Here is a 16001-nt window from a genome sequence, read left to right on the forward strand (position 1 = left end):
GAAGCGTTTCCGTAAAAATAACGCATCGGCCGCAAAACGCCAATGATTGTAGGACTTCGGCCCGAGCCACCGGCTCGGCCCTCGTTCGCACCCTTCGCTTCGCTCGGGTGTGGACGAACCGCCGAAGCGGTTCATGGCTAAAGATACTGATCTCCCTTATTCCGCTTTACTTCGGCAACATATTCTTTGATCTCCTGCTCTTTTTCCCGCTTACAGATCAACAAAACATCGGGGGTGTCGACCACAATAACACTGTCCAGGCCTTGCAGGAGCACGAGTTTGTCATTGGGGGCATGTACCATACAACGAGTGGCATCGATGACGATGACGTTGTCGCCGGCGACTGCGTTTTCCAGGTAGTCCTTCTCCAGGTTCTCGTAGGCGCTATTCCACGTTCCCAGATCGCTCCAGCCAAAAGAAGAGGGGATGACATAGACATTGTCCGCCTTTTCCATGATGCCAAAGTCGATGGAGATATTGGTGCAGAGGGGATAGATCGCCTGAAGAGCTTCTTTTTCCGTGGGCGTATTGAATTTATCCTTGTCCGCGGCGAAGACGTCGTACATCTCGGGCAGGTATTTTTCAAACGCTTGAATGACGTTCTTCACCTGCCAGACGAAGATGCCGGCATTCCACAGGAAATCGCCGCTGGCCAAAAAGGTCTTGGCGAGCTCAAGATTGGGTTTCTCGGTGAAGGTCTTCACCTTATAGACGTTATCCGACACCGAATGCTGTTCGTATTGAATATATCCATATCCGGTATTGGGATAGGTGGGTTTTATGCCCAGCGTAATAAATGCGTTATGCTTACCCACAAAACTGAGCGCTTCCAGGCAGACCTTCGTGAAGGCCGTTTTGTCGAGAATAAGATGATCCGCCGGGGCTACAATAAGCGAAGCCTTGGGGTCCAGCTGCATCAGTTTGAAAGAAATATATGCAATACAGGGCGCAGTATTCTTCCGGGAGGGTTCGCCCAGGATATTCGCTGCCGGCAGATGGGGCAACTGTTCTTTTACGATGCCAACATACTCCTGCGAGGTGACCACGTAAATATTTTCAAGAGGGATCAAGGTGGAAAAGCGATCGAAGGTCCATTGTATAAGCGTCCGTCCCGTATTCAGAATATCGAGGAATTGCTTGGGGTAATCCTGGCGGCTCATCGGCCAGAAACGGCTGCCGATGCCACCGGCCATGATAACGACATAATGATGTTTGTTCATAACTTCCTTTAAATTATTCCCTCCCGTATAAGATTGTTGAGATCGATAAAGCCCAGATATTGATTGCCGCTGGTGACCACCAGCCGGGTAATGTCGTGAACACGCATCAGGTCGAGCGCCTCGATAGCGAGTGCTTCTGGTTCTACCGTTTTGGGTTTTGTGGTCATGATATCCTTTGCCTTCAGGCCGGGGTGCAGCCCCTCCTTTTCCAGCAGCCGGCGAAGGTCGCCATCGGTGATGATGCCAAGCAGCCGTCCCTCTTCGTCGGTAACGGCCGTAGCGCCGAGACGACGAGACGTGATCTCGATGATCACCTCCCGCAAGGCGGTCTCGGGGGTCACCTGGGGTTGTTCGTTGTGGATGTATACTTCCTGAACCCGCAAGTATAGCTTTTTTCCCAGGGTACCACCCGGGTGGAAACGGGCAAAGTCGTCACTGCTGAAGCCGCGCATCTCCATCAGGGTGATGGCCAGCGCGTCACCCATCACCAGCTGTACCGTCGTGCTGCAGGTGGGGGCCAGACTGTTCATGCTGCTTGTCCCGGCTTCCTGGTCGATGGTGGTGTTGAGGACGACATCGGACTGCCGGGCTAATACGGACTGGAGGTTGCCGACCATGGCGATCAGCGGGTTGCCAAATCCCCGGATAAAAGAGAGCAGCATTTTTATTTCGGGGCTTTCCCCGCTTTTGCTCACCAGGATAACGACATCCTGTTCCTGCACCATCCCCAGGTCGCCATGGATAGCATCGGCGGCGTGCAGGAAGATGGCGGGGGTGCCGGTGGAGTTGAGCGTGGCGACGATCTTCTGCGCGATGATCGCACTTTTACCGATGCCGCTGATGACCACTCTGCCCTTACAGGAAAAGATCATCTCCACCGCCTTCTCGAACTGGTCATCCATCAGCTGCTCCAGGGCCGCCACCGCAGCCGCTTCCATCCGGACGATATGCTTTCCTATCCCAATGATATTCTTAGCCCTGTTCATAATTTTGTCTTGCGGCATCTGGTTCATGTGCCGGACTGGCCTTCTCCGTCGGCCATTATCGGTCGCAAATCTAGATTAAAAAGGGTAAACCGCCTCTTTCGCCCCACCCCTTAGTCATTTTATAGAATTTTGCAAGGGGGGGATTTGCAACCGGTTGAAAAACAAAAATATACCTTTTTTATGCGTTGACTTTACATAATAAAAATCCCTCTATGTTTGTTCTTAGGTCGCCAATTTTAACATAATCCGCTAGCTCCTTACCCCCTTTTTGCGTAACTTCGCCATCCCTTAATTTATGCCTATTAGTCCGATCCCTTGGGTAAACTATATCCGGCTACCTTATACTTTATTCTTGCCAGGAGAACATCAAGGGCTCTCAAAATCAGAGATTACGAGTGAGGAAGAAAATTATTGAGCATGGCAACAACCGAAACAAAAAAAACTATCACAAGAAAGACCAAGACTGTTAGTAGCAAAACTGTCAGAGAAAAAGCCAAACCGTCCAATTCCCTGCTGGCGCAGTTGCAGGAGCATTTTGGTTTCGACGCCTTCAAAGACAACCAGGACAAGATCATCCAATCTTTATTATCCGGAAAGGACACTTTTGTCATCATGCCCACCGGGGGCGGCAAAAGCCTCTGCTACCAACTGCCCGCCATCATCAGTGAAGGCGTGGCCATCATCGTCAGCCCGCTGATCGCGCTGATGAAGAACCAGGTCGATCTCGTACGCAGCTATAGCAGCAAAGACAGCGTAGCCCACTTTCTCAATTCCACCCTCAACAAGAAACAGATCAGGGAAGTACATGAAGACCTGCTCAACGGGCATACCAAGATGTTGTACGTAGCGCCCGAGACGCTTACGAAGCAGGAGAACATGGAATTCTTCAGCGACCTGAAGATCTCCTTTTTCGCCGTCGATGAAGCTCACTGTATCTCGGAATGGGGCCATGATTTCCGCCCGGAATACCGCCGGCTGCGGGAGATGATGGACCAGATAAATCCTGACATCCCTGTAATAGCGCTGACGGCTACCGCCACGCCCAAGGTGAAAAGCGACATTATAAAGAATCTTGGGTTGCGCGAGCCGAACATCTTTATTTCTTCTTTCAACCGGGGCAATCTCTACTACGAGATCCAGCCCAAGATCAAGAAGGACCAGACGATCAAGAGCATTGTCCGCTATATTGTCCAGCAGAAGGGCAAGAGCGGCATCATCTATACGCTTAACCGCAAGACGACCGAAGAGCTGGCCGATATGCTGGGAGCCAATGGTATCAAAGCCGTGGCTTACCATGCGGGACTCGACAGCAAGCTACGGGCCGAAAGACAGGACCTCTTCCTCAACGAGGATGTCCAGGTCATCGTGGCCACCATCGCCTTTGGGATGGGTATTGACAAGCCGGACATTCGGTTCGTCATCCACTTCAATATCCCCAAGTCGATCGAAAATTACTACCAGGAAACGGGTCGTGCCGGCCGTGACGGGCTTGAAGGTAATTGCATTCTCTACTATTCTCATAAGGACGTCCACAAGCTCGAACACCTCATGAAAGACAAGCCCCTCAGCGAGCGGGAGGTGGGTGCACAGCTTATCAACGAGATGGTAGGCTATGCCGAAAGCGGGGTCTGCCGCCGCAAGATCCTGATGAGCTATTTTGGGGAAGAATATACAACGGAGAACTGCGGCAACTGTGACAACTGTCTCCATCCCAAAGAGCAGGTGGAAGCCCGTGACCATGCCGTCAAGGTGCTGAAGGTGATAAAGGCTTTGGACGAGCGGTTTGCGACGTCCTATGTCATCAACATCCTCGCCGGGAAGCTGACGCCGCAGATCCAGATGTTCCGTCATGAAGGCATCGGGGAATTCGGCATTGGCAAAGAGGACCCGGAGCATCTCTGGAATTCCCTTATCCGGCAGCTGTTGCTGGACGATATGCTGAAGAAAGATATCGAAGAATATGGCGTGCTAAAGATCACGAAGAAGGGCGAGGATTTCCTGAAGAAGCCCCGCTCTTTCAAGATCGTGTTGAACAATTTATTCGAAGAGGCCAATGCCGATGACGAGGAAGAGAATACGGAAGCGGCCGGCGCCACCTCCGTCGACGAGAAACTGTTCAATCTACTGAAAGATCTGCGCCAGAAAGAGGCTAAGAAGAAAAGCCTTCCTCCCTTTGTCATTTTCCTGGAGACCTCCCTGCAGGACATGGCAACGATGTATCCGACTACGGTCCAGGAGCTGGAAAAATGCCAGGGTGTCAGCAAAGGCAAGGCCCTGCGTTATGGCAAGCCTTTTATCGAGCTCATCGCCCGGTATGTCGAAGAGAACGACATCCAGAAGCCTGATGACTTTGTGATGAAGAGCGTCGTCAACAAGAGCGTCAATAAGGTCTATATCATCCAGCAGGTGGACAAGAAGATCCCGCTGGAGACCATTGCCAAAAATAAAGACCTACGGCTGGATGCCTTACTGGAGGATATGGAGACCATTGCCGCCAGCGGCACCAAGCTCAACCTCGACTATGCCGTTGACGAGATGCTCGATGAATATGAGCAGGACGAGATCATCGACTACTTCAAGAGCTGTGAGACCAGCAGTCTGCAGGTGGCCCAACAGGAACTTTCCGAAGGTAATTTCACCTGGGAGCAGCTGAAGATCATGCGGATCAAATTCCTGAGCGAATACGGGATGTAAGAGTGGCGGGCGGGCCAATGCCGGCCCTACTATTTCGACTTGGGCCGTCCGAAGAACAAGACATATCCATCGGCATCCTCCAGCTCAAATCCGCGCAACCCATCATGGTCATCGAGGAGGGGGCGGCAGAATGTTGCCCCGCGCGAACAATATTCCTCAAACAAGCGGTCCGGTTCCGCGGCAGAAATATAGGCATCCCAGCGTGCCCATTTATGACGGGTATGATTGGGGACAGGTTTTACATCCGCGGTAATCTCCTTAAGCATAATGTTAACCTCTTCGCGGCCGACAATCGCAAAAAAAGGATTCTCTTCCGGACCGATGAACCGTACTTCGAATCCCAGCTTATCTACATAGAACGATACCGAAGCCTTCAGGCTCGTAACGATAAAAAATGGGGAAACGTAGGTAAGGTTGGCCATTGGCAAGGTGTTTATGCAAATTTACGGGACTTTAAACAACGGAGTTTCACCGTTATATTCATAGCAAAATCGACCAAATTGACCATAATAGACATCCAGGAAAAAATACAGGGGAAGGATACCGGATACTTCAATGACATTCTTACCCGCGTGAATGACCAGGTCGTGCGGGTGAGCGTTATGACCCAACCTTATTTCTGGCATCTGCACCCCAATTCCGATGAGACCTTCCTGGTGATGGAAGGCTCGATCTTTATCGATCTGGACGATAAAACCGTGGAATTGTTTCCCGGTCAGCTCTTTACTATTCCCCGGAACATAAAGCACCGGACGAGGCCCAACGGCGAGCGTTCGGTCAACCTGACTATCGAAAGTGCTGATCTGCAAACAATAAAATTGGAGTAGTTCTGAAAGATTTCGCAACCCAAATTTCATTATTTTCATCGGAAAGCCTATTTTTGCAGCCCCGATCCCCTTCGGGAAGGAGGTGCGGTAGCTCAGTCGGTAGAGCAAAGGACTGAAAATCCTTGTGTCGGCGGTTCGATCCCGCCCCACACCACGAAGTCAACAAGTAATCGCCTATAAATCAAAAATTTATAGGCGATTTTATTTTTTCGGGGACATTTTGGGGGAACCCCCATTAACCTTGATCTAGTTTTCATATCCACCTATCGTAATCACCGCTCTTGCACCCCTTAATTCAAAAGAAAATGGCTCGTAAATCTTGTTTGTAACAGAAGTGTCCTCATTGATGATGTTGTAAGCCCTGGAATTTGAGTCGGCATCATCTGTGCGCCGGGTATAAAGATTCTTAGCCAGGCATTCGGCGTATTTTGAATCAAAGCCTCCGCCCAGGAAATTTTTCGCCAGCCAGCCAGCCTTTTTAAGGAGGTATGCGGAGTCGCTATACCGTGAGGAATCTGTACTGTAGATTGCGGTATAGGAAAAGTCGACGCAGCCGCCGATATGGAGCCACAGTGTATCATTCCCCGGAAATTTTACAATGGCCTGGTAGTTTTTCCCGTCCCATATGAAGGAGATATCCTTGTCATATTTTTTTAGCTTTTCTGTAGTGAATTTGTACGCGCTGGTATCAAATACACATTCATTCGTGGCTGGGGTATCCTGAACGGGTTTCTTTACGCTTGGCAAGGTATCCTCTGCTTTGGCTTGGCGCTTATCGCTTGAAGAAGAACAGTTGACAAAAAATATGGATATGAAAAGCAGGCTGGCAAGGATTAACCTCATCGGAGTTTAGAATTATAGTATTTGTTCTTTACGATAAAATGGCAATCTTATTGTGCGGCCTTAACTTCAAGATCCTGATTCCTTTTAATTATATTTATCCAAACCGATTCCTAACCAACATATCGACCGATGTCCATCCGAAACAGACTGTTCAAGTTCATTTTCTTCCGTTCTATGTTCACCAGAGATATGGGGAAAAAAGGTGACGCGTCTTACGCAACTGATTGAAAACATCCAGCTATTCACGCTCGATGACCTGTTTAGAATCGGCCGTCTTTGTGACTTGACCGTATCGGAAATGCTCGCGTTGGCCGAACAGGAGTATTTAAAACAACCGGCCAGAAAAAAGGAAACTAATTCTTTATTGTAGCCTCCTACTAATACGTAAATCGATATTATGCCCAGGAGAAAATCGAACGCTACATTTTGGTACCAGCGAAATAATTTTAAATTCAGGGGGCAAACTGATGAGGATCGACGTTCTATGCGGATCGATAATATTTTGTATTGGATTTATCGCATTCTTCTTGCTATAACTGCGCTCATTTTTGCTATTACTCATTTGGTAAAAAGTCACTAAACAAAACCCTCCACCGCTGCAATATCATCTGCGGCTGGGTTCGATATCTGAGGGTTCCAGTCCACTGAAGCGGGGGGAATGGCGTAAAAACCACTCCCCCCGTTCTCGTTTTCTCCCCAAACCCGCGCCTGCTAGGCGCGTTTGCATCAGGATTGCTTTCGGCCATGCTTCTTAGGAGATTAGACGGCAGGGAAATATTGCTTAAGAAAAGGGTCTTTGTCCAAAAGTTCAAAACTTAAATCACGCACTCGAGGCATTTTTTTATGGATTCAGGGCGAAATTACCTTTCTAATGACAATATTCCTTTCGGGCCGCTACAGCCTGGGTCACCCGAAGTTCAGCCGACCTGGCGAAATCTGGACATGGGTCTTCCAAGTGCAATAATCTCTTTATTTCTCCCCGGTAGCACTGTGCGCTACGTGGCGGAGGTGGCGATGATTGCTGCGACAATCCTATTGAAAGGAAATACCACCTCATAATGAAACTGCTCGGACAAGGGATTTGGTCATTCGGACATTTTTATTAAGAAATTAAAAACCATTTAGTTAATGGCTATTTGGACATTTGGACATGACCAAATTAGTCCAAATCATTTAGCTTTTTCAGACCCTCTTCCGTGAGTGAATATTGCTTGTTACGGGTAGCACCTGCACTTTTAACCCAGCCATGTTGCTCCAACATTTCCAGGTCGCGTCGTATCGTCCGGCCAGAAGTATTAAACTGCTCAGACAATAGAGCAATATTCAATGTTATACTGTCACGTAAGTTTTGCAGTATGATAAGCATTCGTTGCATACGGTCAGCACTTACCTGCAATCCGTCCTCTGGTTTCTTTTCAATTACTTTATCTCTCTGAAGTATTATCGTAAAAAAAGCCTGAAAACTCAAATGTCGGTTCCAAAAGACTGGCCTCCTTCATGCCCTCCCGCATGCGTTGTATCCCTGTGCCTGCCCTCTCAACATAATTGCATCTGTGAAGCAACACGGCAATCAAAGAGTTCCTGGCAACACTATGCTTTCCGAAGTTTTCTGGTTTCAATCCCTTTGGTAAGCCTCCAGGATTGGATATTTCGACCCGGTTATCAAAAATATCAATCTGAACATTGGCGCCTCTTTCAAAATAATCTCTGTGCGCCACTGCATTAATAATAGCCTCTCTCAAAACAAATTCCGGTATTTCCAATATCTCCCTCCGCCTGAGTTCTTTTATTTCATAGGCAAGATTCAAATGTCTCTCTACAAATATCAGGGCTTCATCAATATTTGTGAGCAGATCAAACTCAAAAGACTTTCTATCTAAAATATGCACCTTCGTATTACCCTTAAATAACAGGCAGGTCACGACACAATGCGGCAGGATATTGGCAGGCTGCTGTGCAAAAAAGAGCACGCCGGCGTTGTTTAATACTGGCCCGGATCCGTCATCCCTCAAAACGCCCAGGTTAGTCAGTATTTCATCCATTCCAATTACCCCCGAGATTCCAGCCAGGCGTAGATACCGATTAATAGCCGCCTCGTTAATAGCAGGGTAGCGTGCGGAAGGGCTCTGCAAATCTTCAAATCGCACCTTTCCCTCTGATTGTATAAACTCAACAATCTCCTGGGTTGAAAGCTTGGAACAGCTAGCCCCACTACGTATATAAAACCCATTCGTGCAACGATATGGCTTGTTCTTGCCCTCGGGAACTTGAATGATCATGATGTTGTTAAAAACCTCCAATTCAACCACAATGGCAGGATCGCAATCCCTTGCCATTGATTGTATCCTGGCCTTCAGTTCATTGGTGACATGCACCCCATGAACTATTCCATCATCTTCAATTCCAATAAACACACGGCCGCCGGAAGAATTGGCAAAGGCTACCAGTTCTTTAGAAATGTCTGAATTTACATTCCGCTTAAATTCTATCGTATAACTTTCGCCGCTTTGTATGATGGCATCCAGATCGTGCTGGGTCATATCGATTCTTTTAATGGTTGAAAAATTTACGGCGAATTGATAAAAGTCGCCATTTTTACACTTCGACCGGGTCCATATATCCCGCCTTCCTTTTTTCCCAATGTGCTTTCAATAACCGCGCATGGTCCGAAGGTACCAACCTGATATATCTCAGGAACGCCTTCTCTGTCCTATGCCTTGTGATCGCCATAATGGTCAGCGTCGGGGTAACAGCCAGGTTATAAAGATTTTCCAGGTACACGTTCAGCTCCAGGCTATGTACATTAAGCTTGGATGTTTTTGCCCGCCGCTTTTCCGAATCCCAGCGAAGGGGATGGATCCTTTCCTCCGTGGAATACTTCATTTTTTCACCGCGGAGCACCAATCTCATAACGATGGGAGTCGCTTTTTCCGCCTGCGGTTCCCGCAGGTAAAACTAATGTTCAACATTGAAAGGCATTTTTGCTGATCCGTGTCGGATCATCTTAATAAAATGGCGGTGGGGACAGCGATTAGCGGTATTGCTAAGTTATTGAAAAGTCGCTAACTTGCGGGGACATTTTGGGGGGCCGAAAATCTTTGTCATAACGACTTTCCCTTATCTCGCCTTACCCGTCAAAAACTGGAAACAATTCATGCTAACGGCTATTTATAAAGGCAAAGTAAAGGAAGAAAATTCAAATAAACGGGGCGCCCTGCGCCCCACACCACAATCAAAACGAAGCGGTTACGAAGAGAATTCGTAGCCGCTTTTTCTTTGGATCCAGAGTAGGTCAGGCAAATTGATTTTTTCCTATAGGTCAATTTAATGTATGGGCTCTTGGCTTATACGCCTTACAGCAATTACAATAACCTTGAGGTCTTCGATCTCAAAAATGATCAGATAGGGAAATCTTTTAATTCTTAGCTTCCTATACTTTTGGTTAGGAGCAGAATAGTGTTGAGGATGTCTGGAGAGTCTTTCAAGCGCTTCTTCTATCTCTTCAATCAGTTCGTATCCTAATCCGGAGCGTTGTTGTTCATACCATTCAAAAGCAGTTTGGGTATCAATAACGGCCTCTGATTGGAACACAACCTGATAGCTCATTGCATTTTTCTTTTGCCAATTATGATCTCTTTGGCATCCTTCCAGTTATAGGTTTTACTCTCACCACTCAAACGCCTGGCAGTGCGTTCCTCGAAGAGTTTAATTTCTTCATCAGTAAACTGATACTCAAAATCATCATCTTCATTATACTCTTTCGCAACTGCATACATTAGCTTCAACAGTTTATCATCACCTTGATCTATGTATTGATGCAGTTTTTGACGGAGACTACCTGGTTCCATAATCGAATACGTTTGTTACAAATTTAATCTATAAAGCTATTATTCGGAAATCTAACAAAAAAGGAGCAAAGGATGGAAAATCCTTGTGTCGGCGGTTCGATCCCGCCCACACCACGCTTTAAAGGTCGCAGCAATGCGGCCTTTTTTGTGCCCTAACTGCTGAAATTCACGCATTAGCGCCATACCCTTAACACCCCTGAGTTTAAAGAATAAGCTGGTTAATAATTGTTGTTTATTGGTCTCAAAGTACTCAAATCTGGAAATGTTTGGCTCATCTGTTGGTGCACTTTTGCCATCCGAAATGCCTATTTGCTATCTCTGTTCCGGGTTTTATTCCGGGTCAATCGATGGGCAGTATAAATGAGCAGCCCGGTTATTATTGGCATACTCCTTTATGTCTCCATATTATGCCTTTTTTAGTGACTTTGACCATAGAAACAGGAGTATCTACGAACATTGAATTTTTTCTAGCCTGCCAAGCTATTAAGCCAATGGCATACCTCTCTTGCTCTGCCCCCTTTACTTTAGCCAAGTTTTTATTATAAGGATTGTTGACTGTATCAATGTCTCCATCGATTAATACATTGTCGCTGTCTTTAGCCTTGAATGGAGGAAAGTCTATCGGTTTAATCAATATATCATTCCCTAAATCTATGCATACGAGGGGATATATAAATGCAGTAGGCGTATCGCTAACACTACCTATTATAAAGACAGTTACTATTGGTCCCTTGGTCATGATAATGGAGTCATATTCTTTTCTGAAATAAAATTTCATCAATTTCATTTCCTCCTTTAAACTTGACAAGGTGCTATCAAGTATTGATGTTCTAGTTTCCAAATCTAGTTTTACTCTATTGCCAATTCCTTTCTTTATCGAGGATATTACATCATATTTATTGTTTTTTATGTATCCTGATGCCGCAAACACAATATTGTTTTTTTCCAAAATCTTACACACCTTCCTGCCATTTGTATTTGTTTTATTGTTTTCCTTACTATCGGCAACAACTAGGATATTGTCCTTATTGAAGAAGATCAGAATTATAGTCGAGAAACAGCTATTGGTGTGTATGAGTAGAAGAAATAGGGCTGTAATTTTTTTCATTGCATTATTATTATTATGATTAAAAACTACACAACTTATCGCTGATAGTCGCCAGTAAAATCAGCATTTTCCCATATTCAGTTTTCGGCTTCCCTGAGAATATTTATCCTTACCCTGTATGGGGAATAAATGCGGTTTAATTAAAGCAAGGCGGTAAGAAAGGACAGAGATGGACGGGTGTAAAGGGAGTGGTCTATTATATGGCTTCTTAGCATCCCAAAAATACTGGATTTTTTGATTTAGCCAAATTCATAACGAATGATAATTAGTCCTGCAAGAATGGGACTTTTACATTCCTGTAAAGTAGGATAATCTCTCCATCTTTCACAAGGTTTGTAATTCGAAATGAAACCTGCCATAGCTGAATCGTCGAATAACAGAAAGAGATAACACTATCACGCTGCCATGATGGAAGCGTACGAGTATTTGACTCCATTATGGGAAGAAGGGTTTTTAAGGCCCCTAATATCATGTTATACTCTTTAGCTGTCTTCAGAAGAGCGAAAAGAAGCTCCTTATCCGATACAGGATATGGTACTTCAAATAGTTTTGCATATTGTCAGGCATTTGTAAGACCCCCTTTTTTTCGATCCACTGGGGTTAGAGTTTTCGATTTTTAATAATTAAAAGACAAGACATAACTGGTACTTCTACCTCCGCCCGGCTCTTTTGCCAATAAGCCGCGTAACACAAGATCATTGATATCCCGGCCAGCAGTATCCTGTGATGTCTTAGTAATCTTAGCCCATTTGGAAGACGTTAGCTTACCGTCAAAGCCATCCAGCAATTTATTTAACATGGTCCTCTGCCGATCATTGAGCGGTATCGCAGAATATTTCTCCCAGAAACGCGCCTTTTTTATCACAACGCCGAGTGTTTCATCTGTGTTGGTCAAAGCACGATCCAGACAGATGAGAAACCAGTCCAGCCAGCCGGTAATATCGAGCGACCCTTTCTGAGTTTTTTCCAATACATCATAGTATTCCTTTCGTTCAACTCTTATCTGGGAAGACATACTATAAAAGCGCTGGGCATTTTGATCCGCTCTGGATAAGAGCATATCGGTTATTGCCCTGGTGATTCGGCCATTACCATCATCAAATGGATGGATCGTAACAAACCACAAATGTGCAATGGCAGCTTTTATCACAGGGTCGAGGCTTTTCTCCGAATTAAACCAGTCGAGAAATTTATTCATCTCCAAGACCAACACATCCGAGTCGGGGGCCTGAAAATGCACCTTTTCCTTTCCCATTGGGCCAGATATGACTTGCATGGGATCATCCTTAGAATTGTCCCGATAATTCCCGACAATAATGCGATGCATGCCGCTTCGACCTGTTGGGAACATGGCAGCATGCCAGCTAAAAAGTCTTTCCCCGGTCAATGGGGCATTGTAGTTCTGCGTTGCATCAAGCATCATTTCAACGATGCCTTCCACATGACGGTCGGCGGGAATTAATCCTGCTATATCCATTCCTAATCTTCGTGCAATAGATGATCTTACCTGATCCGGGTTGAGGATTTCCCCCTCGATTTCGCTTGATTTCAGCACATCGAGAGTAAGAGTATGCAGATTGGCTTCGGCCTGAAGGCTAAAACCTATACCCTCCATTCTGCCTAACAGACGCCCCTGGTGATGGCGGACTTCCGCCAATTTTGGTGCAATATTCTCCTGTTTCCAGAAGAAATTAGGCCATTCTTTTCGCTCGTAAATGTAAAGTGCCATATGCTATTCTCCGCAGGTTATGCGGTAAATATAGCACTTAATCTCCGCAAGGTCAACATATTTTCCGCTAAATATGCGGAGATTAGGCCGCTTATTCTCCGCGCAAAACTATATCAAGCTAATTTCTCCTGAAATAATAGTCAGGTAATAGGTCAGGCATAAAGCGGTTTTTGTTTCCTTTGGTTTGAAGTGAGTTTCAAATAAAGAGCTTGACAAACAGGAAACAAAAGCCATCTCAAACGATTTTAAACCAAATATGAAGGACTGAAAATCCTTGTGTCGGCGGTTCGATCTCGCCCCACACCACAGCAGTAAAAGGCTTTGACTATCAAGGGCTTTCTTCGTTTTGAGTTTTGCTTCACACCTCGCTTTCGTGACCCAAATCTTCAATTTGATATTTCCCGGCATAATATTCGACGACTGCTCTTATCTCATCAAAATTTCTATCCATCCGTCGAAATTTAAGTGTTGCTTCTTTATCTAATCTTTCTTCCGTATCCTTCAGCCTGACATGAAGTTTGTAAATATCCCCGTCGCTTCGCATCTTACAAATTGTTGAGTTGAAATACCAGATGTCGTTCCAGCCAATATTTCCATATTTTCTGGACCAGATGCCATTACTATCTATTCGCACCTTGACACGCTTGTCGAAAAAGTAAAAAAGGCAAAGTGAGGGGACAAAGGCAAACGCCAGAAAAAAAGGAAGTTTGGCAAAATTCCATTTACCAAACAAGAAATCAATCGATTCTTTACGCTGTCCTGGAATGATAAAGCCAAAAGAGAAGATAAATAAAATGGCAAAAAAACAAAAGAGATAGTATTTTTTCCCCCCCTCCCGGACTTCGATAAAATTTGTATCCGTCAAGTTTTTTCAGATTTAAGACTAATCTAACACTTTTTTCCCCCTGGAGCTTCCAGTCCACTCAGCAAATAAAGCATTTATAACGACAAGTTATAGCTACTTTTGCTTATTCCGATATGTCCTACAAGCTCAATAGAAGACGCTTAAAAAAGATCATCAACCGGCTGAGGAACCTTCCCGGTGGAATCAATTTTTTTAAATACTCCTTCAATAAGCTCCACGGAGCCTTCCTTAAGGCGACTAAAAGCACCCGGGTCCCATACCCTTCGTCCATCATGCTCGAGGTCACCAACCACTGCAATCTCGGATGCATCACCTGTCCCCGCGAATATGCCTTCGGCCAGGAAATGGACAAAGGCACTATCGAAGCCGCCCAAATGTTTAAAGTGATCGATGAGGTGGCGCCGTATGTGGATTCGATCGGTCTTACCGGCCTGGGGGAAACGCTGTTATATAAAAAGCTGGAGGAAACGCTAAAATATATCAAGCAAAAGAATAAGGGGATACAGACATTTATTTCAACCAATGCGCATATTCCCAATGCGGCTGCCTACATCGGGCGGATGGCGCCTTACCTGGACACGGTTCAGATCTCCATAGACGGCGTGGGCTCCGTATACGAACAGGTGCGGCTGAAAAGCGATTATTCCTTCTTTATCGAGACCGCCCGGGAGATAAAGACCATTTGCGATGCAAACGGCGTCGCGGTCATGTTCAATTTTGTGGCTATTAAAGAGAACTTCCGTCAGATGAAGGACGTGGTGGAGGTCGCCGTCCTTCTCGGTATCCGCAATGTCAACATCACCCCGGTCAATCTTTCGTCGATCACCTCATGGGACAGGGGGTATTACGAAATGTTCTACTCCAAGGATTTTGCCGACGAGCTCAAGATGGCCTTCGACCTGGCGAGCAATTCCGGGGTCGTAGAGCTGAGCATATGGGATATAAAGAAGAAAAACGAATTTCAAAAATGCCATCTTCCCTGGAACCATTTTTACATCAGCTGGGACGGATGGATGACCCCCTGTTGCGCCAAGCCATTCCCCAAGGAACTAAACTTTGGCAATGTTTTCCAAACCTCCCTGATGAAATGCCTGAACAGCAAGGGGTACAGGGCCTTCAGGCAAATGTGGTACGACAATACCACCCCCGATTTCTGCGCAAAATGTCATGTAATAGACCTGCACCCCATCGATCTCGATTTTAATATTACCTTGAATTAAGGCCGGCCTTTTCTGTTTCATGACGTGCCAAGGATCATCTGCCTTTGACTTTGGATTTTATAAATTGAAGCTGTTCAGCTGTCAACTTTGTTTTGTCAATAAAATTTCCCATTCTTTTGCTGTGGTACAAAATCAGGAATTTATTTATTTCTTTCCGTTTTATGACATGTGCCCATTGAAACTCTCCTTTAAAAGTAAGGCCTTGAATTGTAATCCCGTTTTCGCCAATGGTATAAGTTATTTCATGTTGGAAGCTCGGGTTCGAGCGAAGTTGCCTTAACGACGCCAGTACAATCAGGGTTGGTAACAGCAAAAGGAATAGACAGAGAAAAATTTCCAGGTAGGGAGTGCTGGAATAATAGGTTATTATTTTAAGTCGATCAAGAATGACTGTCACAAAGTAATAAACTCCTAAAATACAAGCAGCTATAAACACTGGCTTCCTGTAAAGCCCTATATACATGATTTTTGAATACTCTTTCTCTGTTATCCGTGTTCTTATTGAAAAGTTTTCCATACTAACTAGTTTACGGTGCTAATATAACCCGTATTTTGTGACCCGTAAGTGATTATATTGACCGTCCATCCAATGCGCTCTCCTTTCTCACTTTTTAATTTTACTTTCGAACCATCCGGCAATGTTGTCCCGGACCTACGTCTG

At 45.6% G+C, this 16001-nt stretch carries 16 protein-coding genes and 1 tRNA gene; 4 read left to right on the forward strand and 13 right to left on the reverse strand.

Going from position 1 to position 16001, the window contains the following annotated elements; translation table 11 throughout:
* Positions 1-137: 137 nt before the first annotated feature.
* Both IEY39_RS19050 and IEY39_RS19055 read right to left on the reverse strand, forming a co-directional pair.
* Positions 138-1220 (reverse strand): mannose-1-phosphate guanylyltransferase, encoded by a 1083-nt coding sequence (locus IEY39_RS19050; RefSeq protein WP_188934540.1) that lies wholly within the window; start codon positions 1218-1220, stop codon positions 138-140.
* 8 nt (positions 1221-1228) lie between these two features.
* Complete coding sequence (locus IEY39_RS19055) at positions 1229-2206, reverse strand: KpsF/GutQ family sugar-phosphate isomerase (protein ID WP_188934542.1); 978 nt, start codon at positions 2204-2206, stop codon at positions 1229-1231.
* A 417-nt stretch (positions 2207-2623) separates the two neighbouring features.
* Between IEY39_RS19055 and recQ the strand changes: the two genes are divergently transcribed.
* Positions 2624-4900, forward strand: a complete 2277-nt coding sequence (gene recQ / locus IEY39_RS19060; protein ID WP_188934544.1) for a DNA helicase RecQ — start codon at positions 2624-2626, stop codon at positions 4898-4900.
* A gap of 29 nt (positions 4901-4929) precedes the next feature.
* Here recQ and IEY39_RS29870 read toward each other — a convergent pair whose 3' ends face one another.
* Entirely contained in the window at positions 4930-5322 is a 393-nt protein-coding gene (locus IEY39_RS29870; protein WP_229688984.1) for a VOC family protein, read from the reverse strand.
* Positions 5323-5400: 78 nt separating this feature from the next.
* Between IEY39_RS29870 and IEY39_RS29875 the strand changes: the two genes are divergently transcribed.
* Both IEY39_RS29875 and IEY39_RS19070 read left to right on the forward strand, forming a co-directional pair.
* Positions 5401-5727 (forward strand): cupin domain-containing protein, encoded by a 327-nt coding sequence (locus IEY39_RS29875; protein WP_229688986.1) that lies wholly within the window; start codon positions 5401-5403, stop codon positions 5725-5727.
* Positions 5728-5808: 81 nt separating this feature from the next.
* Positions 5809-5881: transfer RNA gene (locus tag IEY39_RS19070), tRNA-Phe, on the forward strand.
* A gap of 92 nt (positions 5882-5973) precedes the next feature.
* Here the strand turns inward: IEY39_RS19070 and IEY39_RS19075 are convergent.
* The 9 genes from IEY39_RS19075 to IEY39_RS19115 all read right to left on the reverse strand — a co-directional run bounded on the left by IEY39_RS19075 (position 5974) and on the right by IEY39_RS19115 (position 14120).
* Positions 5974-6570 carry a hypothetical protein gene (locus tag IEY39_RS19075; RefSeq protein ID WP_188934546.1) on the reverse strand — a complete coding sequence of 199 codons (597 nt, stop codon included), beginning with the start codon at positions 6568-6570 and terminating at the stop codon, positions 5974-5976.
* Positions 6571-7729: 1159 nt separating this feature from the next.
* Positions 7730-7945, reverse strand: a complete 216-nt coding sequence (locus tag IEY39_RS30265; RefSeq protein ID WP_188934548.1) for a DeoR family transcriptional regulator — start codon at positions 7943-7945, stop codon at positions 7730-7732.
* 49 nt (positions 7946-7994) lie between these two features.
* Positions 7995-9110, reverse strand: coding sequence for an ATP-binding protein (locus IEY39_RS19085; RefSeq protein WP_188934550.1), 1116 nt, complete (start codon positions 9108-9110; stop codon positions 7995-7997).
* A 55-nt stretch (positions 9111-9165) separates the two neighbouring features.
* Positions 9166-9519, reverse strand: coding sequence for a hypothetical protein (locus IEY39_RS19090; RefSeq protein WP_505903801.1), 354 nt, complete (start codon positions 9517-9519; stop codon positions 9166-9168).
* Between the two features lie 375 nt (positions 9520-9894).
* A complete protein-coding gene (locus IEY39_RS19095; protein ID WP_188934554.1) occupies positions 9895-10176 on the reverse strand; it encodes a type II toxin-antitoxin system RelE/ParE family toxin in 282 nt (93 codons plus the stop codon).
* Entirely contained in the window at positions 10173-10418 is a 246-nt protein-coding gene (locus tag IEY39_RS19100) for a hypothetical protein (RefSeq protein ID WP_188934556.1), read from the reverse strand. The genes IEY39_RS19095 and IEY39_RS19100 overlap by 4 nt, the downstream gene beginning before the upstream one ends.
* 376 nt (positions 10419-10794) lie before the next feature.
* Positions 10795-11526: a hypothetical protein gene (locus IEY39_RS19105; RefSeq protein WP_188934558.1), complete on the reverse strand. Its 732-nt coding sequence runs from the start codon at positions 11524-11526 to the stop codon at positions 10795-10797.
* 616 nt (positions 11527-12142) lie between these two features.
* Entirely contained in the window at positions 12143-13255 is a 1113-nt protein-coding gene (locus tag IEY39_RS19110) for a Fic family protein (protein WP_188934560.1), read from the reverse strand.
* Between the two features lie 358 nt (positions 13256-13613).
* A complete protein-coding gene (locus tag IEY39_RS19115; protein WP_188934562.1) occupies positions 13614-14120 on the reverse strand; it encodes a hypothetical protein in 507 nt (168 codons plus the stop codon).
* Between the two features lie 113 nt (positions 14121-14233).
* Between IEY39_RS19115 and IEY39_RS19120 the strand changes: the two genes are divergently transcribed.
* A complete protein-coding gene (locus IEY39_RS19120) occupies positions 14234-15340 on the forward strand; it encodes a radical SAM protein (RefSeq protein ID WP_188934564.1) in 1107 nt (368 codons plus the stop codon).
* 34 nt (positions 15341-15374) lie between these two features.
* On the opposite strand, the gene IEY39_RS19125 is transcribed toward IEY39_RS19120, so the two are convergent.
* Positions 15375-15857, reverse strand: coding sequence for a YcxB family protein (locus IEY39_RS19125; RefSeq protein WP_188934566.1), 483 nt, complete (start codon positions 15855-15857; stop codon positions 15375-15377).
* Positions 15858-16001: the final 144 nt, after the last annotated feature.

Source organism: Puia dinghuensis (genome assembly GCF_014642875.1).
Taxonomy (GTDB): domain Bacteria; phylum Bacteroidota; class Bacteroidia; order Chitinophagales; family Chitinophagaceae; genus Puia; species Puia dinghuensis.